This is a genomic window from Streptomyces sp. NPDC031049 (assembly GCF_055571015.1).
The window spans coordinates 424,890-447,854 of record NZ_JBVIGC010000005.1; the positions used below are offsets into that span (position 1 = coordinate 424,890).

Below are 22,965 nucleotides of genomic sequence, written 5' to 3' on the forward strand. Positions count from 1 at the left end.
CTTCCCTCCCCAGCCGGCCGAGGAGGTCCCCTTGTGCGCTCCCACCGCCGCCTGGTCCCGACGACCGTCGCCGTCGTCTGCCTGCTCGCCCTGCCGTACCCGGTGACGTCCCACGCGCGCGTGCCCGCCGGGACGCCCCACGCGCGCGTGTCCGCCGACGCGGGGGAGCGGGGCGGAGAGCGCTCGCACGTGGCCGCCGGGGACCCCTCGCCCGCGCCGTCGTACGCCGCCGAGTGCCGGGTGCGCGTCGAGGGCTCACGCGTGACCGCGTACTGCCACAATCCCTATCCCGCGACCGACCGGGTGAGCCTGCACGTCGAGTGCGCCCGATGGTGGGACGTGGACACCGACAGCGCCCCGGTCCCGGCGGCCCCGGCGCTCACGGTGCGCCTGGACGGACGCTGCTGGAAAGAGGTGGACCGGGCCTGGGTCACGCACCGGACGGAGGACTGAACCGCCCCGGCCGGCACTGGAAGGGATAGCCCGCCGCCTCCGACCGCGCCGTCTCGGCGTCGCCCGCGCGGATCGCGTCGACCAGCCGCGTGTGGTCCATGTGCGTCTCGGGCGTCAGCTCCTCGCCCACGTCCTCCCGCAGCCAGTCCCGCATCACCTCGCCCAGGTCCGCGTAGAGCGCGGTCAGCACGTCGTTGTGGGAGGCAGCCGCCACGGCCAGGTGGAAGGTCGCGTCCGCCGTCACGAACGCCTCCGTGTCGCCGGACTCCCAGGCCTCCTCGCGGCGCAGCAGCAGCGCGTCGAGCTGCTTGAGGTCCTTCTCGGTGCGCCGCTCGGCGGCCAGCCGGGCGGCGGCCGACTCCAGAGCGGACCGCAGCTCGGCGATGTGCCGGGGATCGGCGTCGGCGAAACGGCGGTGCATCACACCGGCCAGCTCACTGGTCGCCACGACGTACGTGCCGGAGCCCTGGCGGATGTCCAGCAGGCCGTTGTGGGCCAGGGCGCGCACCGCCTCGCGGACGGTGTTGCGGGCGACCCCGAGCTGCTCGACGAGTTCGGGTTCGGTCGGGATACGGGAGCCGACCGGCCACTCGCCCGAGGCGATCTGCTGGCGCAGGGCGGCGATGACCTGCTCGGACAGGGCCGAGCGGCGGGGATGGCTCAAGGGCATGGCTCACCTTCGCACACGGCTCGCGGCGGCCGGCAGCCACCGAGTGGACACCCAATCATCCCATGATTCTATGATGGGCCTCATGGCTACTGAGGAGACCCGCACCGTGCAACCGACGACCGTCAGCGGCTCGGCCGTGCCCGAGGCGCGCGGAGCGGCGGGCGCCGAGGGGGCGGGAGCCGCGGAGCCGGGCGCCGACGAGGCCGACGTGCCCGGCGCCGGCGCCTCCCACGCGACGGAACGGGCGGCCACGCGCGCGTGGCCGGCCTGGCGCACCAGGCTGCTCGTCGTCGGCATCGTCCTGGCCGCCCTGAACCTCCGCCCCGCCATCACCAGCCTCGGCGCCCTCCTCGAGGAGGTCCGCGACGGGCTCGGCATGAGCGGCAGCGTGGCGGGCCTGCTCACCTCCGTGCCGCCGCTCTGCTTCGCCGTCTTCGGCGTCACCGCCCCGCGGCTCGCCCGCCGCTTCGGGCCCGGCGCCGTGGTGTGCGCCGGCATGGCCGCGATCACGGCTGGCCTGCTGATCCGCCCGTATGCCGGCAGCACCCCGGCCTTCCTGGCCGCGAGCGCCCTCGCGCTCATGGGCATCGCCGTCAGCAACGTGCTCATGCCGGTCATCGTCAAGCGCTGGTTCCCCGACCGGGTCGGGTCCATGACCGGCCTGTACTCGATGGCGCTGGCCTTCGGCACGTCGGTCGCCGCCGCGGCGACGGTGCCGCTGACCGACGCGCTGGGCGGCGGCTGGCAGCCCGGCCTGGCCGTGTGGGCCGTGGTGGCCGCGGCGGCCGTCCTGCCGTGGCTGCCCTTCGTACGGGAGCGGAAGGCCGCCTCCGGCCCGGGGGCGGGCGCCGCCCGGCGGGCCGGTACGGAGCGGCAGTCGTCCGGTGAGCGGTCCGCGCTGCGCATCACCCGCAGCCGTACCGCCTGGGCGCTCGCCGTCTTCTTCGGCCTCCAGGCCACCGCCGCCTACATCACGATGGGCTGGATGGCGCAGATCTTCCGTGACGCCGGCGTGCCCGCCGGCACCGCCGGGCTGCTGCTGGCCGTCACCATGGTGATGGGCGTGCCGCTGGCCTTCGTCATTCCCCGGGTGGCCACACGGCTGCCCCACCAGGGCCCCATCGTGCTCGTCCTCGGCGCCTGCGGCCTCGCCGGTTACGCCGGCCTCTACTTCGCGCCGGCCGGCGGCGCCTGGGCCTGGGCCCTGCTGCTCGGCGTCTCCAACTGCGCCTTCCCGCTGGCCCTGACCATGGTCGGGATGCGGGCCCGCACCGGCGCCGGGGTCGCCCAGCTGTCCGCCTTCGCACAGAGCACCGGCTACCTCATCTCCATCCCCGGCCCGCTCCTGGTGGGCGTGCTCTACCAGCACAGCGGCGGCTGGGGCCTGCCGATCGCGCTGATGAGCGCCCTGATGGTGCCGCAGATGCTGGTCGGCGTCCTGGCCGGACGCGACCGCACGGTGGAGGAGGAGGCGGCCCGCTGAGCGGCGCCCGGACGGAGGGTGCGAGACTTGCCCCATGCCAGTCCTCGACCCGAACCCCCAGAACGGCCAGAAGAAGATGCTGCTCGTCTTCGGCTCCTTCCTGGCCATCTTCGTGATCATCGGCATCATCGCGACCATCGTCGCCCCCTGATCACCGGCATCCCCGGCAGCACCGGCAGCACCGGCGTCACGGGCATCGGCGGCGACGGTCGCCGTGCCCGAGCCCGTCCCTTTCGTCGGCGGGGTGGGGTTAACCCCCTGATCCCCTAGGGGGCGCGGGTCAGGGTCGAGTGGGTGGGTCTCCGGATGGGCCGCCGGCCCCGGATTCCGTAGCTTCGAGTGGTGACCGCTCCAGGCGGTCACGGCGTGGCACACGGACCAGGGACGCCCGAGGACCAGCGGAGGCACTCATGCCGGCACCGACACAGACCCGGCCCCGCCCGGCCACCCGGGGCGGCACCGAGATCCGGCTCCCCTGGTGGGCCCTCGCCCTTCCGGCGCTCGCCTTCGTCACGCTGCTGGCCCTGATCCTCAACCCGTCGGAGGCCCACGCGACCGGCGGGGACCCGATGGTCGCCCAGGTCCTGGAACGGCTGTGGCAGCTTCTCACGCGGTGATGACCCGGGCGCCCGCGCCGGTGCCCGGGGCGCACGGTCGCGGCGGACGCCCCGGCCGCGCCTCGCGGCGGAGAATCCGCATGTCAACTCCCTGCGCCCCATGGCCTGTTTCATGCGAAGCTGGGGTGCATGAGCGTCGCAGAACCCCGCAGGATTGTCCTCTTCCGGCATGCGAAAGCCGACTGGCCACAGGTGTCCGACCACGAGCGGCCGCTCGCCGATCGGGGCCGCAAGGACGCCGCAGAGGCCGGACGCCGGCTGGCCGACACCGGAATCCTCTTCGACCAGGCCCTGTGCTCCACCGCGACCCGCACCCGCGAGACCTGGAAGCTCGCCGTCCATGAGTTCCCGGAGCGGCCGAAAACCGTCTACGAGGAGCGGATCTACGAGGCCTCGCCCGGCGAGCTGATCGCCCTGCTCAACGAGACCCCCGACGACCTGCGGAACGTTCTGCTGATCGGCCACAACCCCGGCGTGCACGGACTGGCCGAGATCCTGGCCGGTTCGGCCGAGGGCGAGGCGCGCGAACGGATGGAGCGCCGCGGCTTCCCGGCCGCCGCCTTCGCGGTCCTGACCTTCACCGGCCCCTGGAAGACGCTGGAGCCCGGCGTCGCCACGCTGGCCGACTACTGGGCGCCGGCCGACTGAGCACCGCCCGACTCCATCCCGTACGACAGGGGCCCGGCACCGGGACGGTGCCGGGCCCTTTGCCGGGCCGGGCTCCGTCCCATGGGCGCGCGCCGCTGACAGGGCCGGGTCTCAGGCTCCCTCGGCGAGGTGCTGGTCGAGGGTGTCCGCCGCCTCGACCTCCTCGCGGGTGACCCCCAACAGATAGAGCACGGTGTCCAGGAACGGCACGTTCACCGCCGTGTGGGCCGCCTCACGCACCACCGGCTTGGCGTTGAAGGCGACGCCGAGTCCCGCCGAGTTCAGCATGTCCAGATCATTGGCGCCGTCCCCGATCGCCACGGTCTGCGACAGCGGCACGCCCGCCTCGGCGGCGAACCGGCGCAGCAACCGCGCCTTGCCCGCCCGGTCCACGATCTCGCCGGTGACCCGGCCGGTCAGCTTCCCGTCGACGATCTCCAGCGTGTTGGCCTGCGCGAAGTCCAGACCCAGCCGTTCCTTGAGATCGTCGGTGACCTGGGTGAAGCCGCCCGAGACGACCCCCACCTGGTAGCCGAGCCGCTTCAGCGTGCGGATCAGGGTGCGCGCTCCCGGGGTCAGCCGTACCTCGCTGCGCACCTTGTCCACCACGGAGGCGTCCAGCCCCTCCAGCAGCGCCACGCGCGCGTGCAGGGACTGCTCGAAGTCCAGTTCCCCGCGCATCGCCGCCGCCGTCACCTCGGCGACCTGGTCCTCGCAGCCCGCGTGCGCGGCGAAGAGTTCGATCACCTCGTCCTGGATGAGCGTGGAGTCCACGTCCATGACGACCAGCCGCTGCGCCCTGCGGTGCAGCCCGGCGGCCACGACGGCGATGTCGACACCCAGTGCCGCCGCGTCCGTCACCAGCGCGGTGCGCAACGGCTCGGTCTCCACGCCGGAAACCGCGAACTCCACGGCCGTCACCGGGTACTTGGCCAGCCGGAAGATGCGGTCGATGTTGCCGCCGGCCTTGGTGATCCGGGCGGCGATCGCGGCGGTCGCCTCCGAGGTGAGCGGGTGACCGAGGACGGTGACCAGGGAGCGGCCGAGGCCGCGCGGTCGGTTGTCGCCGGTCCCGGAGATGATCTCCGCCTGGAGCTTCAACGACTCCGCCCAGCTGTGCACGGTCGCCCGCAGGTCTCCCTCCAGACCCTGCGGCGGCACGGTCACGAGCGCGCACAGCACTATCCGGCCACGCGTGACGACCTGCTCGATGTCGACCACGTCGACGGAGTATGCGGCGAGAGTGTCGAAGAGTCCTGCCGTGATGCCCGGCCGGTCCTTGCCGAAGATCTTGACGAGGAGCGTGGGGACGTCGGTGGGAACGTCAGAGGTCTGCGAAGCGCTCATGGTGGTCCCACGGTATCCGGCACCCGGTGCCTCGCGCCCCCTGGGTCCGCCCTGCGGACAGGGAACAGTGGGTGTCGTGCCGGTGGCGCGGGCCTTACGCGCACCGGGCCCGGGCGCCGGGAGCCGGGAGCGCCGGGGTGTCGGGTGTGCCGGTGGTGCCGGAGGTTCCAGAGGTGCCGGGGTGCTCGTCACCGGCCGCCCCTCGGCCGCCGCGGTGGCGCCGGTGGCGGGGGAGGCGGTGGCGGCGGCCCCTCACCCCAGCGGAGGGGGCCCCGCCGCCGGGAGCCCCCACCGGACCCGGCCGGTCCGTCGGAGCGCGGCGCACGGCTGGACTCCGGAGGCTGCCCCGGCCCACAGGGCGGCACCACGGGCCCGCCCACGGTGGGTGCCCCGTACACGTCCGCACCGCCGGACGCGTCCGGACGGCCGGACACGCCCCCACCGCCGGACGCGTCCGCACCGCCGTGCGCACCCGTAACGCCGTGCGCGCCCTCGGGCCCCCGGAGATAGGGATTGGTGCCGGGATCGGGCGCCCGATACGGCGTGCCCTGCGCGTACGGCCCCGGGTCCCCGGCGACGCCCACGTCCCCCACCGCCCCGGCAGCCCGTGCCAGTGGCGCCGCCCGCCGGCCCGCGGCCCCGGCCGCCAGGGCGAGCAGTGCCCCGGCGGCGCCCGCCCCCGCACCCCACGCCGCACCCAGCAGCACCGCCATCCCCAAGTCCCCCTCGAGCAGCACACCGGCACCGAACGCGTCCACCCCGAGCACGGACAGCGACGCGTCCACCGACACCCGCGTCAGCCAGACCACCAGCGGCACCGCCACTGCGGCCACCACCCCCAACCGCACGGCACAACGCCCCGCGAACCGGACCCCGCTCACCCCGGCCGTCCGCCCCGCCGAGCCCGCCCCGCTCACCCCGGCCGTCCGCCCCGCGAACCCCACGGACCCCTCCGGCGCAGGCACCGGCGTGCGCGCCGCCGTCAGCACCCCCGCCAGCAGCATCAGCAGCGCCGTCGCGACGCCCAGCAGCCACACCCTGCCGTCCAGCTCCGCCAGGCGCGCCAGCGTGACCGGCTCCTGCGACCGCACGCTCAGCATCTCGTCCAGCGGATCGGGCAGCAGCCCAGCGAACTCGCCGGTCGCCCGGCCCTCCCACGGCACGAACAGACCGACCGGCACACCGAGCCACACCCCGTTCGGTGCCCCCAGCAGCGCCGCCCCCACGATCCGGCGGGGACGGTCGTCGCCGACCGCCGCCCAGGCCGCCGCCGCGAGCCCGGCCGCCACCGCCACCATCAGCACCGCCACCACGGCGGACACGGCCGGCCGCACCACCCGGTGCAGCGCCTCCCAGCCGCGCGGCAGGGAAGTGCGGCGCGAGGCCAGCAGCGCGATCAGCAGGACGCCCGTCGACCAGGCGAGCCCGCCGAGCAGCGTGGGAGCGGGGTCCACCGTGAACCCCACCGCCGCCTCGGCCGCCACCAGGTCACCGATCCGGTCGGGCAGCAGTCCCCCGATGTCCCCGACGTCCCCGAGCCCCGGGATCTCGAGGCCCCCGCTCCCGTCACCGCTTCCGCCCGGCAGGTCGTCCAGGCCCAGCGAACGCCCGTCGATCGTGACGACGTCGTGGCCCACCCAGGCCAGCCCGCCCAGCATCGCGACGAACAGCGCGACCACCGCGCCCGCCCGCGCGAGGAGTTCACCGAGCGGGACCACGGCGGCCCCCGTGCGCAACGACCGCAGGAAGAAGAACGACAGCAGCAACGCCCCGGCCAGCCCCACCCCCAGTGGCGTGATCTCGATCGCCGTGTGCGCCTCCGTACCGTCCAGCCCGAACGCGGAGACGTCACCGGACGGCGTGACGGAACCGCCCGCCCCCAGCGCCACCACCGCCGCGGTCATCGGCCCCAACGAGCCCGCCGCGTCCGCCCCGAGCAGATGCAGTCCGAGCGCCGCCGTCCCCGCCATGCCGATCAGCGCCCAGCTCACGGCGGCCACCGCGGACAGCAGCACGTCCCACCACGGCACCTTCCTGCCGTACCGCGCGGGCTCGACGCTCGTGGACACGCTCATGGCAGACCCCCCGATCCGCTGTGCGGCGGGACCGCCGTACTTGTCCCCCTCGCGTGGATTACCACTCTCCGGCCAGGTTTCCACCCCGTCAACGGAGACCACGGGGGCGCGCGTACGCACTCTTCACAAGGCCCGACTTTCGGTCAGGGGGCCGAGCCTGAAATAGTTCCCCCCGATGTTCGACATCCCTAGACTCCCCGCGACGGGGGTAACTCGGGGGACAACTCAGTGGGGCATGGAGTGCCGGAACTCGTACTGGAATCGAATGGACGGACGTGGACGCTCGATCCGTCCAGGTCTTACACGCTCGGACGCGACCCTCAGGGGGACATCGTGTTCGACGACGCCAGGGTCTCCTGGCGTCACGCCACGGTCAGCCACAACGGCCGCAGTTGGGTCATCGAGGACCACGGCAGCACCAACGGCACGTTCGTGCAGGGCCAGCGGATCCATCAGCTGGAGCTCGGCGCCGGTTCGACGGTGAACCTGGGCAACGCCACCGACGGACCGCGCGTGAGCCTGTCCGGCGCCGCGGCGGCCGTCGGCACACCGCAGGCCCAGCCCCAGCAGCCGTACGCCGGGCAGGGCGCCGACGCGGGCTGGGCCCAGCAGCCCCCCGCCCACCAGGCCCCGGCCGGGCAGCACCCGCACCAGCAGGCGCCCCACCAGCAGCAGGCCGCGCAGGCCGGCTGGCAGCAGCAGCCGCAGGGAGCGCCGCAGCAGAGCGCCCCGCACATCCCGCAGCAGCACGGCTCCGGCGGCGCGGCGGGGGCGCCGCCGGTGTACGGCGACCGCAGCCCGACGACGTTCCACCAGTTCTCGCTGGGCCGCGTCATGCGCATCGGCCGTGCCCTGGAGAACGACCTGGTCGTCTCCGACCTCCAGGTCTCCCGCAACCACGCGGAGTTCCACGCGACGCCCGACGGCCGCATGGAGATCCGCGACCTCGGCTCGCACAACGGCACGTACGTCAACGGCCAGCCGATCCCCAAGGGCGGCACCCAGCTGCTCGGCCCGACCGACATCGTCGGCGTCGGCCACTCGACGTTCCGGATCGTCGGCGACCGGCTGGAGGAGTTCGTCGACACCGGTGAGGTGTCCTTCTCCGCCCGCCACCTGACCGTCACGGTCGACGGCGGCAAGCAGATCCTCAAGGACGTCTCCTTCGGCGTCCCCGAGAAGTCGCTGATCGCGGTCATCGGCCCGTCCGGCTCCGGCAAGTCGACCCTGCTCAAGGCGCTGACCGGCTACCGGCCCGCCAACCAGGGCGACGTGCTGTACGACAACCGCAACCTCTACAAGCAGTTCGCCGAGCTGCGCCAGCGCATCGGTCTGGTCCCGCAGGACGACATCCTGCACAAGGAGCTGACCGTCAACAAGGCCCTGAAGTACGCGGCCAAGCTGCGTTTCCCCGCCGACACCACGGCGGCCGAGCGCGAGGCCCGCATCGACGAGGTGCTGCGCGAGCTGAAGCTCGACATCCACAAGGACAAGAAGGTCACCTCCCTGTCCGGCGGCCAGCGCAAGCGCGTGTCCGTCGCCCTGGAGCTGCTGACCAAGCCGTCGCTGATCTTCCTGGACGAGCCGACCTCCGGCCTCGACCCGGGCATGGACCGCGACGTCATGCAGCTGCTGCGCGGGCTGGCCGACGACGGCCGCACGGTCCTCGTCGTCACCCACTCGGTGGCCGAGCTGGCGCTGTGCGACAAGCTCCTGGTGATGGCGCCGGGCGGTTCCGTCGCCTACTTCGGCCCGCCCGAGGAGGCGCTGAACTTCTTCGGCTACGACACCTGGGCCGACGTCTTCTCCGCCTTCGAGAACTACCGCGACTACGACTGGGCCGGCCGCTGGAAGGGCTCGCAGCACTACCAGATGTACGCCGCGGACATCGACGCGGTGGCCCCGCAGGCCGTACAGACGCCGATGCAGGCGATGAAGCCGCCCAAGCCCCAGGGCTGGATGTCGCAGTGGGTCACCCTGGTGCGCCGCTACATCTCCGTGATCGCCTCCGACAAGGGCTTCCTCGCCCTGATGGTGATCCTGCCGGCGGTGCTCGGCGCGGTGAGCCTGCTGATCGACCCCGACCGCGGCCTGCTGCCGAACGAGCCTCACCCGCAGACCGGCCGGATCATCCCGAACGGCACCGCGACCACCGTCCTGCTGATCCTCGCGGTCGGCGCCTGCTTCGCCGGTGCCGCCAACTCCGTCCGTGAGCTGATCAAGGAACGGGTGATCTACGAGCGGGAACGCGCGACCGGCCTGTCGCGCTCGGCGTACCTGATGTCGAAGGTGTTCGTGCTCGGCATGATCACCGTGCTCCAGGGGCTGCTGGTCGGCGTGATCGGCTTCTCCAGCCGGGAGATCCCGGAGGAGGGTCTGATCCTCGGCGGGATGACGCTCGTGGAGCTGTCCCTGCCGATCATGGCGCTGGGCTTCACCTCGATGATGTTCGGCCTGATCATCTCCTCGCTGGTGAAGACGGCCGAGAAGACCATGCCGCTGCTGGTGATGTTCGCGATCATCCAGGTGGTGTTCACCGGCTGCCTGTTCGCGCTGAACGGCACGGTCGGCGTCAACCAGTTCTCGTACCTGATGCCGTCCCGCTGGGCGGTCGCCGCGGCCGGCGCCACGCTGGACTTCAACAAGATCAGCCCGCCCGAGGAGGGCGCGGACAACGACCCGCTGTGGGAGCACACGGTCGGCGCCTGGGGCATGGACATGGCCGCGCTGATCGCGCTCGGTGTGGTCTGCGGCTTCTTCGTGGCGCGCTTCCTGCGCCGCCACGAGCCGGAGGTCATGCGCAAGTGACCCGGCGGGTCCCGCGGGCCCGTGGACGCCCCGAAGGGCGGCACCCCGTCAGGAGGGTGCCGCCCTTCGGCGTCAGCAGCGCGCGGCTGGAAGAGGTCCGCGCCGACCGGTGTCAGTACGCGCTGTCGACGTTGTCCATCGAGCCGTAGCGGTCGGCCGCGTAGTTGCAGGCGGCCGTGATGTTGGCGACCGGGTCCCAGATGTTCTTCGGGGTGCCCGGGACGTGGTAGGCCTCGAACGTCGGCGGGATCACCTGGAGCAGACCCTTGGACGGGATGCCGTTGCGGGCGTTGATGTCCCAGTTGTTGATGGCGTTCGGGTTGCCCGAGGACTCGCGCAGGATGTTGCGCTTGATGCCCTCGTAGGAGCCCGGGATGTCGTGCTTCTTCATGATCGCGAGGGACTCGCGGATCCAGCCGTCGAGGTTGTCGGGGTAGGTCTTGGCGGCGGCCTTCTTCGCCGGGGCGCGCTCCGCGGAGCGGTTGGCGCTCTCCTTGGCGGCACGCTCCTTCGCGGCCTTCTCGGCGGCGGCCTTCTTCTTGGCGGCGGCGGCCTTCGCCTTGGCGGCGGCGGCCTCCTTCTTCGCCTCGATGGCCTTGACCTTCTCGCTGGCGCCGGCGAGCTGGTCGGTGACGCTCGCGTGGACGTCCTTGATCTGCTTGTCGCTGTACGCCACCTTCGCCGCGGGGGCGGCCTCGGCCGTCGTGGTGGTCTGGGCACCGGCCGGGATCGCGGAGAGCGCGACGGCCGCGGCACCGAGGGTGCCGACACCGGCGATGGCGATCTTGTGGTTGCGGCTCAGGGGACGACTATGGCGACGGGTGAAGATGTTCTTGGGCATGCGGAAGGGACCTCTTCGAATAGCGCGGAGGTCGCTCATGTCCGGCGGGGACAGGGGGATGTTTCCGGCGAAACGCCGCGGGGCAGAACCCGCGGCGCCGAGCGACGAGAGCAATTCTTAGCGGCCGCAAAATCGCGAGGCAAAGGTGTGACGTACGACCCCGGGTAGTGGATCAGGAACTGACAAAACGGGGCAGACAGGACCGTCTGCCCCGCTCAAATGGGACGAGTCGTTCTCCTACTCCCGTTCGTACGTGATGTGGGCCCTATGCCCGGGCTCACACGGGCCTCCCGCCCTTCTCACCCGCAGTTGCCGGAGCAATGCATGCCGTGAGGGCTCTCCGGGCTCTCCGGAGGAAGCAGGAGATGCACGTCCCCGAACTCGTGCCACAGGTAGCGTTCGCGCAGCGCCTCCTCGTACCCCCGCTGCACCGCCGCCCGCCCCGCGACCGCCCGAAGCATCAGCAGGTGCGAGGCCTCCGGCTCGTGCAGCCCCGTCAGCAGCCCGTCCACCACCCGCACCCCCCGCTCCGGGGTCACCACCAGATCGGTCCAGCCCTCCCGGGCCCGTACGACGCCGTCGGCACCGGCCGCGGACTCCACCGCCCGCACCGACGTCGTCCCCACCGCGATCACCCGCCCGCCCCCGGCGCCGGCCGCGTTGATCAGCCGTGCCGAGGCCTCCGGCACCGAGAACCGCTCCGGGTACGGCGGCTCGTGCGCCTCCGCCGACGCCACCCCGGTGTCGAGTGCGACCGGCGCGAACTGCACGCCCCGGCTCACCAGCTCCGCCACCGTCCGCGCCGTGAAGGGCCGCGCGGCACTCGGCATCTCCGCACTGCCCGACCCGTCGGCCCGGGGCAGCGCGAACACCGTCTGGTACGCCGACAGCGGCTGGTCCCGCTCCGTGTACCCGTACCGGATCGGCCGCCCGTGCGCCCGCAGCAGCCCCGGCACGTCCGCCCCTGCCACCCGCGCCCACCACAGCCGCTCGCCCCGCGCGCTCAGCGGTTCCCGGAGCACCAGCCGCCCGCCACCGGGCAACCGCACCTCTGTACCCGCGCGCCCCGCACGCGCGCGCGTGGTGCCCCGCCCGTCGGGATCGCGCAACTCGACCCCCCACCGCCCGTCGTCCCCGCGCGTGGAGAAGTGCACCACCACGCGCGCGTGCCCGATCCGCCCGTCGACGGCGGCGGCCAGTGTCGGTGAGGTGTTGACCACGAGCAGGTCCCCGGCCCGCAGCAGCCGGGGCAGCTCCCCGAACCGGTGATGGGCTACCTCCTCGCCGCGCGACACCAGCAGCCTCACGGCGTCCCGGTCCAGCCCCGGCCCCCGCTGCTCCACCGGCACCCGCGCCGACAGCTCCGCCGGCACCTCGCCCCACGCGCGAACCTGCCCGCGCGGCGGCACTCCCGTCGCCACCGTCATCGCCGCTCCCGAAGCAGCGCCGGGGCCGCATACCGCCCGCTCGCCGGCCGCTCGTCCAGCAGCCGCAGGAACGCCGGGACGACACTGCCCGGGTCCGGCCGTGGATCGTCGTCGTCCGGCACCGCCGCCGCGTACAGGTCCGTGGCCATGTCACCGGGGTCGACCGCCCAGACCCGCAGCCCCGGCTCCTCCACCGCCAGCACGGCCGCCAGCTGGTCCAGGGCCGCCTTCGACGCCCCGTATCCGCCCCACGTCTCGTACGCCTCCGCCGCCGCGTCGGAGCTGACCGCGATCACCGCGCCCGCACCGGACGCGCGCAGCAGCGGAAGCGCCTCCTGCACCAGGCCCAGCGCCGCCACCACGTTCACCTCCAGCGCCCGCCGCAGCCCGGCCGGCTCCAGCTCCGCCAGCCGCACCAGCGGCTCGGCACCCAACGCGCTGGCGTTGCTCACCAGCAGATCGACACCGCCCAGCCGCCGCGCCGCCGCCACCAGCTCCGCCCGGTGCCCGGCGTCCGTGACGTCCCCCGGCGGAGCCACCACGCGCGTGCCGTACGACTCCAGCGCCGCCGCCGTCTCCTTCAGTACCTCAGGCGTCCTGGCGTCGAGCACCAGATCCCAGCCGCGTCCGGCGAGCGCCTCGGCCAGAGCCCGGCCGAGTCCCTTCGAAGCCCCCGTGACGATCGCTACCGGCATGGCCGTCTCCTTGTCCCCAGCGTCGCTTGATCACGTGCCCTCACCGTAGGAACGCGGCCCCTACGGCCGCCTCGGGCAGGGGCCGCAACCCACGGGGCCCTTCGCCCTAGGCCGGACGGGCGGGACCAGGGACCTAGGGCCACCGGCCCAGGCGACCGCCGCCACTCGTCCGATCCGCGCCGTCACACCCCGCCGGTACCGTGAGGACATGAGTCACGGCCCCCGGTCCGGCCTCGCCGCGGTCAGCTCCGCGCTCCTGGCCATGAGCAGGCACCTCGAGGTGCGCGACGTCCTCAAGACGATCGTCGCCTCCGCCCGCGAGCTGCTCGACGCGCAGTACGCCGCGCTCGGCGTCCCCGACGACCACGGCGGCTTCGCCCAGTTCGTCGTCGACGGCGTCAGCGAGGACCAGTGGAGGGCCATCGGCCCGCTGCCCCGCCAGCACGGCATCCTCGCCTCGATGCTCCAGGAGGCCAGGGCCGAGCGGCTCGCCGACGTCCGCCAGGACCCGCGCTTCGAGGGCTGGCCCGCCGCCCACCCCGACCTCGCCGACTTCCTCGGGCTGCCCATCCGCGACGGCGACGAGGTCCTCGGCGCCCTCTTCCTCGCCAACAAGAACTGCGCCAGGCCGGCCGGCGGCTGCGGCTTCACCGAGGACGACGAGGAACTCCTCGGCATCCTCGCCCAGCACGCCGCGATCGCCCTGACCAACGCCCGCCTGTACGAACGCAGCCGCGAACTGACCATCGCCGAGGAACGCTCCCGCCTCGCCCACGAGCTGCACGACGCGGTCAGCCAGAAGCTGTTCTCCCTGCGCCTGACCGCCCAGGCCGCAGCCCGGCTGGTCGACCGCGACCCCTCCCGCGCCAAGGGCGAACTCCAGCAGGTGGCCGCCCTGGCCGCCGAGGCCGCCGACGAGCTGCGCGCCGCCGTCGTGGAACTGCGCCCCGCCGCGCTCGACGAGGACGGTCTGGTCGCCACGCTCCGCACCCAGATACAGGTCCTCGACCGCGCCCACACCGCGCGCGTGACCTTCACCGGCCACGGCGTACGCGCCCTGCCCGCCGCACAGGAGGAGGCGGTGCTCCGCGTCGCCCAGGAGGCGCTGCACAACGCCCTGCGGCACTCCGCCGCCGGACACGTCGACGTGACGCTGGACCGCCGCGGCCCCGGGGCCGTGCTGCAGATCACCGACGACGGCTGCGGCTTCGACCCGCGCGCGGTCCGCCGGGCGGGACGGCACCTCGGGCTGGTCTCCATGCGGGACCGGGCGAGCGGGGTCGGCGGCAGGCTGACCGTGGAGTCGGCGCCCGGCAAGGGCACCACGATCGAGATGGAGGTCCCCGGTGGCTGATGCGATCAAGGTCCTGCTCGTCGACGACCACCAGGTGGTCCGCCGGGGACTGCGCACCTTCCTGGAGGTGCAGGACGACATCGAGGTCGTGGGCGAGGCCTCCGACGGGGCCGAGGGGGTCGCCCGCGCGGAGGAACTGCGCCCCGACGTCATCCTCATGGACGTCAAGATGCCGGGCATGGACGGCGTCGACGCCCTGCGCCGGCTCCGCGAGCTGGACAACGCCGCGCGCGTCCTGGTCGTCACCAGCTTCACCGAGCAGCGCACGGTGGTGCCGGCCCTGCGCGCGGGCGCCGCCGGGTACGTCTACAAGGACGTCGACCCCGACGCGCTGGCCGGCGCCATCCGCTCGGTGCACGCCGGGCACATCCTCCTCCAGCCCGAGGTCGCCGGTGCCCTGCTCTCCGAGGAGGAGGGCGGCCCCGGTCCCGGCAGGGCCGGTTCGCTCACGGAGCGGGAGCGCGAGGTGCTGGGCCTGATCGCGGACGGCCGGTCCAACCGTGAGATCGCCCGTGCTCTGGTGCTGTCCGAGAAGACGGTGAAGACGCACGTCTCCAACATCCTCATGAAGCTCGACCTCGCGGACCGCACCCAGGCCGCGCTGTGGGCCGTGCGCCACGGGATGGCCGGCTGATCCGCACCCGTAGCGGAGGCGGCAATTCGGAACGTTCCCCTCCGGGCTGAGATTCATACCGTCGTGGGAATGTCCCCCACATGGCGCATCCATCCCGGCGTCCGGCCGTTCTCCAGTGCGTGCCGCGGTGACTGCCGCGGCAATCGCAAGGAGGGCTTGTAAGTGAAGAACCTGAAGAAGGCCGCAGCCGTGACGATGGTGGCCGGCGGTCTGGTCGCCGCCGGTGCCGGGATGGCCTCCGCCACGGACGGCTCCGCCGCGCACGGCAAGGCCGTCGGCTCCCCGGGCGTCGGCTCCGGCAACGTGGTCCAGGCGCCGGTCCACATCCCGGTCAACGCCGTGGGCAACAGCGTGAACGTCATCGGCGTCCTGAACCCGGCCTTCGGCAACCTCGGTCTCAACCGCTGACGCCACGCGCCACGCCCCACCACCCCGCGGCCGGCCCCACGGCCGGCCCGCGGTCGGTGGCACGGCCGCCCCACGGCGATGCCGCGTGACACGGCCGGCCCCCGATCGGCCCACGGCGGTGCCGCCACCGCCCCACGACCGGCCGCCGACGCCGCCAGTCCCCGTCCGCCCCCACCACCGCCCAGCGAGCGGTGCCGCCACCGCTCCACGACCGAGCCCCACGCCCGCCCCGCAACCGGTCACGCCCGCCAGCCCGCGAACGATGATGCCGCCGCTCCACGGCCGGGTCCCACATCCGATCCACGACCGGTCACGCCGTCAGTCAGCGAGCGATGATGCCGCCGGTCCGCGGCCTGTCACGCCGTCCGCCCGCGGCGGTGATGCCGCCTGTCCACGGTCGGTCCTCACGCCCGCTCCACGACCGGGCCCCACGCCCGACCCACAGCCGGTCACGCCGTCCGTCTCGCGCCCCCGGCCTGCCCGCCGCGGCGGCGATGCCGCCGACCCGCGGCCGGTCACGCCGTCAGTCCGCGGGCAGTCGTGCCGCAGGGCGGCACGGGTGGGCGCGGACGGCACCCCGCCACGCCGGGCCGCGCAACCCAGCCCCGCGCACCAACGCCCACCCGTGCCTCGAGGCCCGCCCCCTCGCCCCACGCCCGACGTCACCCCGCACCGGACCTCACCCCCGCGCCGACCTCACCCCCGCTCCCGCTCCTCCACAACGGAGTTGTACGCCGCGACCTGCGCCCGCCGAGCCGTCCGCTCCACCGGCCGCAGCGCGGCCCCCCGCGCCGCCATCTCGGACGCGCTCACCGCACCCCCGTGCCCGTTGCCGTACGCCAGCGAGATCAGCGCCCCCACCCGCTGCGCCAGCTCCAGCACCCGCACCGCCCGCGGCGGATACCCCGGCGCCAGCACCTCACGCCCCGCCTCGGCCCGCGCCCGGTACGCGTCGATCGCCGCCTGCGCCACCGGCCCCGACGCCGCCACGTCCAGCCGCGTCAGCACCTCGGTCGCCTCCCGCAGCGCCTCCGCCAGCTCCCGCTCCGCCTCACCGAGCGACGGCACGTCGGCGGGCGGCGCCTCCCGCACCGGCAGACAGTGCCAGACCACCTCCACGTGCACATCACCCTCGGGCCCGGCCTCGTACACCTCCGGCACCAGCCCGAGCGCGGCACCGTGACAGACCACCGCCTCCTCCGCCTCCAGGGCGCGCTTGTTGAACTCCGGCGGCCCGCTCAGCCCCAGCGGATGCCCCGGCGCGGGCAGCGCCACCCGGAGCCCCTTCGCCCCGAGCGTCCGCAGCCGTCCCAGCCCGAGCGTGAGACCGACCGGCGCCGACTCGCCCGGCAGTCCCTCCACCCGGTGCACGGCGTCCTCGCCGACGATGGCGACCGCGGCGTCGTCCGGCGGGACAAGTCCGGCAAGAAGGGCATTTCCCCAGGCGGCCAGGCGCCCGGCACGTGGTTCGGAGAGCATGCCCCCACCCTAAGGACCGGACCGAGGGAACGGACGAGCCGACCGGTGGCGTAGATTTCATAAGGGCTGCGCCCACCGGCGCGGCGACCCGAGCCCACAGGCGTACGCGACAGCCGGAACCGGCCACACTGCAAGGGGAGACAACGCGCTCATGAGCGATGTTCTGGAGCTTCAGGACGTATCCGTGGTCCGGGAGGGCCGGGCTCTGGTGGACCAGGTCTCCTGGTCGGTCAAGGAGGGCGAGCGCTGGGTCATCCTCGGCCCCAACGGAGCCGGCAAGACCACTCTCCTCAACGTCGCGTCCAGCTACCTCTACCCCACCCGCGGCACCGCCACCATCCTCGGCGAGACCCTCGGCAAGCCCGGCACCGACGTCTTCGAGCTGCGCCCGCGCATCGGCATGGCCGGCATCGCCATGGCCGACAAGCTGCCCAAGCGCCAGACCGTCCTGCAGACCGTGCTCACCGCCGCCTACGGCATGACCGCCGGCTGGCAGGAGGAGTACGAGGACATCGACGAGCAGCGCGCCCGCGCCTTCCTCGACCGCCTCGGCATGTCCGACTACCTCGACCGCAGGTTCGGCACCCTCTCCGAGGGCGAGCGCAAGCGCACCCTCATCGCCCGCGCCCTGATGAGCGACCCCGAGCTGCTGCTCCTCGACGAGCCCGCGGCCGGCCTCGACCTCGGTGGCCGCGAGGACCTGGTCCGCCGCCTCGGCCGCCTCGCCCGCGACCCCATCGCCCCCTCCATGATCATGGTCACCCACCACGTCGAGGAGATCGCCCCCGGCTTCACCCACGTCCTGATGACCCGTCAGGGCAAGGTGCTCGCCGCGGGACCGCTGGAGCTCGAACTCACCTCCCGCAACCTCTCCCTCTGCTTCGGTCTCCCGCTCGTCGTCGAGCAGGTCGGCGACCGCTGGACCGCCCAGGGTCTCCCGCTGTCCTGACCCGCCCCTTCGCGCCCTGTTCCCGTGGCGGTCCACGGACCTACCATGGCCGTGTGAACGACATCGACGCATGGGTGTGGTGGCTCGTCGCGGCGGCGGCACTCGGAATCCCGCTCGTCATGACCGCGATGCCGGAGTTCGGCATGTTCGCCGTGGGGGCGGTGGCCGCCGCCATCGCCTCCGGACTGGGCGCCGGCCTCGTCGTCCAGGTCCTGGTCTTCGTCGTCGTCTCGGTCGCCCTCATCGCCGTGGTCCGGCCCATCGCCGCCCGGCACCGCAGCCAACGACCCCAACACGCCTCCGGCGTCGACGCGCTGAGAGGCAGGCAGGCCGTCGTACTGGAACGCGTCGACGGCTCCGGCGGGCGGATCAAACTCGCCGGCGAGATCTGGTCCGCCCGCGCCCTCGACGCCGGCCGCGCCTACGAGCCGGGTGCGGAGGTCGACGTGGTCGAGATCGAGGGAGCCACCGCGATCGTCATGTGACGGCACCTCAACAACCGTAAGATCTCTAGCCATTAGGATCTGCCGAGAGCGCCGACGGCGGAGCAGCGGGAGAAGGGGTACGGGAAAGCGACGATGCAACCGGTCATCATCGTCTTGATCATCCTGGTGGTGTTGGTCTTCATCGCCCTGATCAAGACCATCCAGGTCATCCCGCAGGCCAGCGCGGCCATCGTCGAGCGCTTCGGACGCTACACACGCACCCTCAACGCGGGCCTGAACATCGTCGTCCCGTTCATCGACACCATCCGCAACCGCATCGACCTGCGCGAACAGGTCGTCCCGTTCCCCCCGCAGCCGGTCATCACCCAGGACAACCTGGTCGTCAACATCGACACCGTCATCTACTACCAGGTGACCGACGCCCGCGCCGCGACCTACGAGGTGGCCAGCTACATCCAGGCCATCGAGCAGCTCACCGTCACCACGCTCCGCAACATCATCGGCGGCATGGATCTCGAGCGCACCCTGACCTCCCGCGAGGAGATCAACGCCGCCCTCCGCGGCGTCCTCGACGAGGCCACCGGCAAGTGGGGCATCCGCGTCAACCGCGTCGAGCTGAAGGCCATCGAGCCGCCCACCTCCATCCAGGACTCGATGGAGAAGCAGATGCGCGCCGACCGCGACAAGCGCGCCGCCATCCTCCAGGCCGAGGGTGTCCGCCAGTCCGAGATCCTCCGCGCCGAGGGCGAGAAGCAGTCCCAGATCCTCCGCGCCGAGGGCGAGGCCAAGGCCGCCGCCCTGCGCGCCGAGGGCGAGGCCCAGGCCATCCGGACGGTCTTCGAGTCCATCCACGCCGGCGACCCGGACCAGAAGCTGCTCTCCTACCAGTACCTCCAGATGCTCCCGAAGATCGCCGAGGGCGACGCCAACAAGCTCTGGATCGTCCCCAGCGAGATCGGCGACGCCCTCAAGGGCCTGTCGGGCGCCATCGGCAACTTCGGCCCGATGCCCGGCGCTCCGGGGGCCGCCCCCACGGGACAGGCCAACGTCCCGGCCCAGGAACGTCGCGAGAAGCCCTCGATCGACTAGACGGCCCTATCCCGGACGCCGTTCAGCTCCGCGCCCCTGCAAAGGGGCGCGGGGAACTGCGCGACCAGCCACGACGAAACGAGCACCCGGCGACGCACATCAGCCCTCACGGCGAAGCCCTCACGCAGCGTCCAGAGCCAGCCACTCCGGCAGCGCCTCGAGCTCCTCACGGCCCAGCGCCAGCAACATGGCATCGGCGGGCGTCGGCTCGAACGGCTCCCGCAGCAAGGGCATCCCCGCCTGCTCCGGCGTCCGGTTCGCCTTGCGGTGATTGTCCTCCGCGCACGACGCCACCGTGTTCAGCCAGCTGTCCTGCCCACCCTGCGACCGCGGCACCACATGGTCCACGGTCGTCGCCCGACGACCGCAGTACGCGCACTGGTGCCGGTCCCGGACCAGCACACCCCGCCTCGACCACGGCGCACGTCTTCGGAACGGCACCCGTACGTACCTGCACAGCCGGATCACCCGGGGCGCCGGTATGTCGACCGCCGCTCCGCGCATGCGCAGTTCGGGGTGGGCCTGCTCGACGACGGCCTTGTCCTGGAGCACCAGAACGACGGCTCGGTTCAACGTCACCGTCGACAGCGGCTCGAAGCTCGCGTTCAGCACCAGCGTGTCCCGCATACCAGCCCACCTCCCATGTGCACCGGCCCACCCCCTGGCGGGCTGGGATCAACTCTGGCCGGGCACGCCGGGTTGGACAACGCAATAAAAAGTGCCCGCCCCCGATCACTTCCAAGACCGGGGACGGGCAAACGTTCCATGAACGCCGGGAGACTACTCGGCCCCGGCGGGCACCTCGTACTCGCCGATCAGCTGGGCCCGCGCGACCGTGTGGAAGCGCAGGTTGAAGCCGACGACGGCGGGGGAGGCGTCGGCGTCCGGGCCGAGCTTCTCCTGGTCCACGGCGTACACCGTGAACACGTACCGGTGCGGCCCGTCGCCCGCCGGCGGAGCGGCACCGCCGAAGTCCTTCGAGCCGTAGTCGTTGCGCGCCTGGACGGCACCCTTCGGCAGCCCCTCGAACGTGCCGCTGCCCGCACCCGCCGGCAACTCGGTCACCGAGGCCGGGATGTCGAAGACCACCCAGTGCCAGAACCCGCTGCCCGTCGGGGCGTCCGGGTCGAAGCAGGTCACGGCGAAGCTCTTCGTCTCGGGCGGGAAGCCCTCCCACCGCAGGTGCGGTGAGGTGTTGCCGGCCGCGTGGACCTGAGCGTCCTTGAGCGTGGCGCCCTCCTGGACGTCCTCGCTCGTCACCGTGAACGACGGCACGGGCGGGTGGAAGTCGTGGGGGAGCGGCCGCCGCTTGTGCTCGGTCACCTCGGTACCTCCTGATCGGGTTCGTTCAGTCGATCCCGAGCCTAGAACCCTCAGAACCAGTTCCGCTTGCTGCCGACCTCCGACAGCCACTGGTTGAGGTACGCCACCCAGTCGGTCCCCTGGTAGTCGTTCAGCCCGACCTTGAACGACCGGAAGGTGTCGCTGCCCTCGCTGAACAGACCCGGCTTCTTGTCCATCTCCAGGACGACGTCCATCTCCCGCTCGTCGGCCACGAAGCTCAGCTCGACCTGGTTCAGCCCGCGGTACTGCTGCGGCGGGAAGAACTCGATCTCCTGGTAGAACGGCAGCTTCTGCCGCGTGCCCCGGATGTGCCCGCGCTCCATGTCCGCGTTCTTGAAGCGGAAGCCCAGCTGGATGAACGCGTCCAGGATCGCCTTCTGCGCCGGCAGCGGGTGCACGTTGATCGGGTCGAGGTCACCGGAGTCCACCGCGCGGGCGATCTCCAGCTCGGTGACGACGCCGATGTGCATGGCGCGCAGCGCCTGGCCGTCGATCATCGTGATCGGGGTCTCCCAGGGGATCTCCAGCCCGAACGGCACCGCGTGGACCGCGTTCGCCTTCAGCTCGAAGGCACCGCCCAGCCGGGACTTGGTGAACTCGATGTCCTGCTTGTACTCCTGGTCGCCGCTCTCCACCTCGACCTTGGCCTGGAGCCCGACCGACAGGCCCTCGATCTGCTGGTCCACGGACCCGCCCTGGATCCGCACCTCGCCCTGGACGACACCGCCCGGAACGACGTTGACCTCGTTCAGCACCGTGTCGACCGAAGCCCCGCCGGCCCCCAGGCTCGCGAGCAGCTTCTTGAACGCCATGTCTCTTCCTCTCCCAGGCTTACGTGTGGACCCTCGGTCCCTACAAACGCGATTCGGCCGTGGCCGGTTCCGTCGCTCACCCTGGCAAGCCGTCCGCCGGCGGACCACCCCGCCGGCTCGTCCGTCTGCGTTACGCTCGGACGGCATGATCGCGAGCCCTGACCGTACGCCCCTGCCGAGGGAGTTCTTCGACCGCCCCGTCCTGGAGGTGGCCCCCGACCTCCTGGGCCGCATCCTGGTCCGCAGCACCCCGGACGGCCCGATCGCCCTCCGCCTGACGGAGGTGGAGGCCTACGACGGCCAGAACGACCCGGGCTCGCACGCCTACCGCGGTCGCACACCCCGCAACGACGTGATGTTCGGTCCCCCCGGACACGTGTACGTCTACTTCACCTACGGCATGTGGTTCTGCATGAACCTGGTGTGCGGTCCCGAGGGCCGGGCGAGCGCCGTACTGCTCCGCGCCGGCGAGATCATCGAGGGCGCCGAGCTGGCCCGCACCCGTCGGCTCTCGGCCCGGAACGACAAGGAACTGGCCAAAGGCCCGGCCCGCCTCGCCACCGCCCTGGGCGTGGACCGGGCCCTCAACGGCACGGACGCGTGCGCACCGGGGGAGACCCCGCTGCGCACGCTCACCGGCACCGCCGTCCCTCGTGACCAGGTACGCAGCGGCCCCCGCACCGGAGTCGCCGGCGACGGCGCCGTCCACCCCTGGCGGTTCTGGATCGCCGACGACCCCACCGTGAGCCCCTACCGGGCTCATGTACCGAGGCGCCGCCGAAGTTGACGCGCCCTTGCGCGAGGCGTAACGTGGCCCGAGCCGCTGAACCGGGTACGGCATCGCCTGCAGCCGGAGCGGCCAACCCACTACCTACGACTTCCCTCGACGGGGCGTATTCGGTATGCCTGCATGCCTGAATTCAACCTGGGAACTCGATTATGAGTTCCGGAAGGGAATCGGCTAACGTAGTGAACGTCGAAAGCCGCCGGGCGAAAGCCCGAGGCCTACGGCAAACCCGCCGACAGGGAATCGGATCGAGAAAAAGATCTGATAGAGTCGGAAACACCGAAGGGAAGCGCCCGGAGGAAAGCCGCGAGAGAGTCTCTCGGGTGAGTACGAAGGAAGCGTCCGTTCCTTGAGAACTCAACAGCGTGCCAAAAGTCAACGCCAGATATGTTGATACCCCGTCTCTCCCGCTCGGGAGGACGAGGTTCCTTTGAAACACACACAGCGAGGACGCTGTGAACCGAGGGGACTATTCCTCCTCTTGGTTCTGCTCTCGTGGTGTTCGCCCCGATCACGGGGAAGCATTCACGGAGAGTTTGATCCTGGCTCAGGACGAACGCTGGCGGCGTGCTTAACACATGCAAGTCGAACGATGAACC

At 72.4% G+C, this 22,965-nt stretch carries 23 protein-coding genes and 1 rRNA gene; 14 read left to right on the forward strand and 10 right to left on the reverse strand.

The window, feature by feature from the left end; translation table 11 throughout:
• Positions 1–33: 33 nt before the first annotated feature.
• Complete coding sequence (locus ACZ45Q_RS11810; protein ID WP_468258510.1) at positions 34–453, forward strand: hypothetical protein; 420 nt, start codon at positions 34–36, stop codon at positions 451–453.
• Here ACZ45Q_RS11810 and ACZ45Q_RS11815 read toward each other — a convergent pair.
• Complete coding sequence (locus ACZ45Q_RS11815; RefSeq protein ID WP_468258512.1) at positions 431–1,123, reverse strand: FadR/GntR family transcriptional regulator; 693 nt, start codon at positions 1,121–1,123, stop codon at positions 431–433. The genes ACZ45Q_RS11810 and ACZ45Q_RS11815 overlap by 23 nt on opposite strands.
• Before the next feature lie 70 nt (positions 1,124–1,193).
• On the opposite strand from ACZ45Q_RS11815, the gene ACZ45Q_RS11820 reads away from it, so the two are divergent.
• The 4 genes from ACZ45Q_RS11820 (at position 1,194) to ACZ45Q_RS11835 (ending at position 3,871) form a co-directional block, all read left to right on the forward strand.
• A complete protein-coding gene (locus tag ACZ45Q_RS11820; RefSeq protein ID WP_468258515.1) occupies positions 1,194–2,606 on the forward strand; it encodes a CynX/NimT family MFS transporter in 1,413 nt (470 codons plus the stop codon).
• A gap of 34 nt (positions 2,607–2,640) precedes the next feature.
• Positions 2,641–2,757 (forward strand): SGM_5486 family transporter-associated protein, encoded by a 117-nt coding sequence (locus ACZ45Q_RS11825; protein WP_468258518.1) that lies wholly within the window; start codon positions 2,641–2,643, stop codon positions 2,755–2,757.
• Positions 2,758–3,016: 259 nt separating this feature from the next.
• Complete coding sequence (locus ACZ45Q_RS11830; RefSeq protein ID WP_468258521.1) at positions 3,017–3,223, forward strand: hypothetical protein; 207 nt, start codon at positions 3,017–3,019, stop codon at positions 3,221–3,223.
• A gap of 129 nt (positions 3,224–3,352) precedes the next feature.
• Entirely contained in the window at positions 3,353–3,871 is a 519-nt protein-coding gene (locus ACZ45Q_RS11835) for a SixA phosphatase family protein (RefSeq protein WP_468258524.1), read from the forward strand.
• A 111-nt stretch (positions 3,872–3,982) separates the two neighbouring features.
• On the opposite strand, the gene serB is transcribed toward ACZ45Q_RS11835, so the two are convergent.
• Together serB and ACZ45Q_RS11845 are read right to left on the reverse strand one after the other, a co-directional pair.
• Entirely contained in the window at positions 3,983–5,218 is a 1,236-nt protein-coding gene (serB, locus tag ACZ45Q_RS11840) for a phosphoserine phosphatase SerB (protein WP_468258527.1), read from the reverse strand.
• A gap of 188 nt (positions 5,219–5,406) precedes the next feature.
• A complete protein-coding gene (locus tag ACZ45Q_RS11845; protein WP_468258530.1) occupies positions 5,407–7,293 on the reverse strand; it encodes a streptophobe family protein in 1,887 nt (628 codons plus the stop codon).
• A 240-nt stretch (positions 7,294–7,533) separates the two neighbouring features.
• Here ACZ45Q_RS11845 and ACZ45Q_RS11850 point away from each other — a divergent pair, with 240 nt between their 5' ends.
• Entirely contained in the window at positions 7,534–10,101 is a 2,568-nt protein-coding gene (locus ACZ45Q_RS11850; protein WP_468258534.1) for an ABC transporter ATP-binding protein/permease, read from the forward strand.
• 112 nt (positions 10,102–10,213) lie between these two features.
• On the opposite strand, the gene ACZ45Q_RS11855 is transcribed toward ACZ45Q_RS11850, so the two are convergent.
• The 3 genes from ACZ45Q_RS11855 to ACZ45Q_RS11865 form a co-directional block, all read right to left on the reverse strand.
• Positions 10,214–10,942, reverse strand: coding sequence for a transglycosylase SLT domain-containing protein (locus ACZ45Q_RS11855; protein WP_468258537.1), 729 nt, complete (start codon positions 10,940–10,942; stop codon positions 10,214–10,216).
• Positions 10,943–11,241: 299 nt separating this feature from the next.
• A complete protein-coding gene (locus ACZ45Q_RS11860; protein ID WP_468258540.1) occupies positions 11,242–12,369 on the reverse strand; it encodes an S-adenosylmethionine:tRNA ribosyltransferase-isomerase in 1,128 nt (375 codons plus the stop codon).
• Entirely contained in the window at positions 12,366–13,064 is a 699-nt protein-coding gene (locus tag ACZ45Q_RS11865) for an SDR family NAD(P)-dependent oxidoreductase (RefSeq protein WP_468258543.1), read from the reverse strand. Before ACZ45Q_RS11865 ends, ACZ45Q_RS11860 begins: the two co-directional genes overlap by 4 nt.
• A 208-nt stretch (positions 13,065–13,272) precedes the next feature.
• On the opposite strand from ACZ45Q_RS11865, the gene ACZ45Q_RS11870 reads away from it, so the two are divergent.
• The 3 genes from ACZ45Q_RS11870 (at position 13,273) to chpE (ending at position 15,460) form a co-directional block, all read left to right on the forward strand.
• Entirely contained in the window at positions 13,273–14,418 is a 1,146-nt protein-coding gene (locus ACZ45Q_RS11870) for a GAF domain-containing sensor histidine kinase (protein ID WP_468258546.1), read from the forward strand.
• The gene (locus tag ACZ45Q_RS11875) at positions 14,411–15,052 is read left to right on the forward strand and encodes a response regulator (protein WP_468258549.1); all 642 of its coding nucleotides are present in this window, start codon (positions 14,411–14,413) and stop codon (positions 15,050–15,052) included. The genes ACZ45Q_RS11870 and ACZ45Q_RS11875 overlap by 8 nt, the downstream gene beginning before the upstream one ends.
• Positions 15,053–15,214: 162 nt before the next feature.
• Positions 15,215–15,460 carry a chaplin ChpE gene (gene chpE, locus ACZ45Q_RS11880; protein WP_468258552.1) on the forward strand — a complete coding sequence of 82 codons (246 nt, stop codon included), beginning with the start codon at positions 15,215–15,217 and terminating at the stop codon, positions 15,458–15,460.
• A 696-nt stretch (positions 15,461–16,156) separates the two neighbouring features.
• Here the strand turns inward: chpE and ACZ45Q_RS11885 are convergent.
• Complete coding sequence (locus tag ACZ45Q_RS11885; RefSeq protein ID WP_468258555.1) at positions 16,157–16,939, reverse strand: hypothetical protein; 783 nt, start codon at positions 16,937–16,939, stop codon at positions 16,157–16,159.
• A gap of 151 nt (positions 16,940–17,090) precedes the next feature.
• On the opposite strand from ACZ45Q_RS11885, the gene ACZ45Q_RS11890 reads away from it, so the two are divergent.
• The 3 genes from ACZ45Q_RS11890 to ACZ45Q_RS11900 all read left to right on the forward strand — a co-directional run bounded on the left by ACZ45Q_RS11890 (position 17,091) and on the right by ACZ45Q_RS11900 (position 19,423).
• A complete protein-coding gene (locus tag ACZ45Q_RS11890) occupies positions 17,091–17,888 on the forward strand; it encodes an ABC transporter ATP-binding protein (protein WP_468258558.1) in 798 nt (265 codons plus the stop codon).
• A gap of 53 nt (positions 17,889–17,941) precedes the next feature.
• The gene (locus ACZ45Q_RS11895) at positions 17,942–18,373 is read left to right on the forward strand and encodes an NfeD family protein (RefSeq protein ID WP_468258560.1); all 432 of its coding nucleotides are present in this window, start codon (positions 17,942–17,944) and stop codon (positions 18,371–18,373) included.
• Positions 18,374–18,466: 93 nt separating this feature from the next.
• Positions 18,467–19,423 carry an SPFH domain-containing protein gene (locus tag ACZ45Q_RS11900; protein ID WP_468258562.1) on the forward strand — a complete coding sequence of 319 codons (957 nt, stop codon included), beginning with the start codon at positions 18,467–18,469 and terminating at the stop codon, positions 19,421–19,423.
• A 120-nt stretch (positions 19,424–19,543) separates the two neighbouring features.
• Here the strand turns inward: ACZ45Q_RS11900 and ACZ45Q_RS11905 are convergent, their stop codons facing one another.
• The 3 genes from ACZ45Q_RS11905 to ACZ45Q_RS11915 form a co-directional block, all read right to left on the reverse strand.
• Positions 19,544–20,050 carry an HNH endonuclease gene (locus tag ACZ45Q_RS11905; RefSeq protein WP_468258564.1) on the reverse strand — a complete coding sequence of 169 codons (507 nt, stop codon included), beginning with the start codon at positions 20,048–20,050 and terminating at the stop codon, positions 19,544–19,546.
• A 153-nt stretch (positions 20,051–20,203) separates the two neighbouring features.
• Complete coding sequence (locus tag ACZ45Q_RS11910) at positions 20,204–20,746, reverse strand: YbhB/YbcL family Raf kinase inhibitor-like protein (protein ID WP_468258567.1); 543 nt, start codon at positions 20,744–20,746, stop codon at positions 20,204–20,206.
• A gap of 50 nt (positions 20,747–20,796) precedes the next feature.
• Positions 20,797–21,579 (reverse strand): sporulation protein, encoded by a 783-nt coding sequence (locus ACZ45Q_RS11915; protein ID WP_468258569.1) that lies wholly within the window; start codon positions 21,577–21,579, stop codon positions 20,797–20,799.
• Positions 21,580–21,724: 145 nt separating this feature from the next.
• Between ACZ45Q_RS11915 and ACZ45Q_RS11920 the strand changes: the two genes are divergently transcribed.
• Positions 21,725–22,366 carry a DNA-3-methyladenine glycosylase gene (locus ACZ45Q_RS11920; RefSeq protein ID WP_468258571.1) on the forward strand — a complete coding sequence of 214 codons (642 nt, stop codon included), beginning with the start codon at positions 21,725–21,727 and terminating at the stop codon, positions 22,364–22,366.
• A gap of 524 nt (positions 22,367–22,890) precedes the next feature.
• Positions 22,891–22,965, forward strand: a 16S ribosomal RNA gene (locus ACZ45Q_RS11925); the annotation flags it as partial.

Coding starts and splice junctions, on each gene's coding strand:
- ACZ45Q_RS11815 (WP_468258512.1), bottom strand. CDS start 1,123: ATGCCCTTGAGCCATCCCCGCCGCTCGGCCCTGTCCGAGCAGGTCATC.
- ACZ45Q_RS11820 (WP_468258515.1), top strand. CDS start 1,194: ATGATGGGCCTCATGGCTACTGAGGAGACCCGCACCGTGCAACCGACG.
- ACZ45Q_RS11825 (WP_468258518.1), top strand. CDS start 2,641: ATGCCAGTCCTCGACCCGAACCCCCAGAACGGCCAGAAGAAGATGCTG.
- ACZ45Q_RS11830 (WP_468258521.1), top strand. CDS start 3,017: ATGCCGGCACCGACACAGACCCGGCCCCGCCCGGCCACCCGGGGCGGC.
- ACZ45Q_RS11835 (WP_468258524.1), top strand. CDS start 3,353: ATGAGCGTCGCAGAACCCCGCAGGATTGTCCTCTTCCGGCATGCGAAA.
- serB (WP_468258527.1), bottom strand. CDS start 5,218: ATGAGCGCTTCGCAGACCTCTGACGTTCCCACCGACGTCCCCACGCTC.
- ACZ45Q_RS11845 (WP_468258530.1), bottom strand. CDS start 7,293: ATGAGCGTGTCCACGAGCGTCGAGCCCGCGCGGTACGGCAGGAAGGTG.
- ACZ45Q_RS11855 (WP_468258537.1), bottom strand. CDS start 10,942: ATGCCCAAGAACATCTTCACCCGTCGCCATAGTCGTCCCCTGAGCCGC.
- ACZ45Q_RS11860 (WP_468258540.1), bottom strand. CDS start 12,369: ATGACGGTGGCGACGGGAGTGCCGCCGCGCGGGCAGGTTCGCGCGTGG.
- ACZ45Q_RS11865 (WP_468258543.1), bottom strand. CDS start 13,064: ATGCCGGTAGCGATCGTCACGGGGGCTTCGAAGGGACTCGGCCGGGCT.
- ACZ45Q_RS11870 (WP_468258546.1), top strand. CDS start 13,273: ATGAGTCACGGCCCCCGGTCCGGCCTCGCCGCGGTCAGCTCCGCGCTC.
- ACZ45Q_RS11885 (WP_468258555.1), bottom strand. CDS start 16,939: ATGCTCTCCGAACCACGTGCCGGGCGCCTGGCCGCCTGGGGAAATGCC.
- ACZ45Q_RS11890 (WP_468258558.1), top strand. CDS start 17,091: ATGAGCGATGTTCTGGAGCTTCAGGACGTATCCGTGGTCCGGGAGGGC.
- ACZ45Q_RS11900 (WP_468258562.1), top strand. CDS start 18,467: ATGCAACCGGTCATCATCGTCTTGATCATCCTGGTGGTGTTGGTCTTC.
- ACZ45Q_RS11905 (WP_468258564.1), bottom strand. CDS start 20,050: ATGCGGGACACGCTGGTGCTGAACGCGAGCTTCGAGCCGCTGTCGACG.
- ACZ45Q_RS11915 (WP_468258569.1), bottom strand. CDS start 21,579: ATGGCGTTCAAGAAGCTGCTCGCGAGCCTGGGGGCCGGCGGGGCTTCG.
- ACZ45Q_RS11920 (WP_468258571.1), top strand. CDS start 21,725: ATGATCGCGAGCCCTGACCGTACGCCCCTGCCGAGGGAGTTCTTCGAC.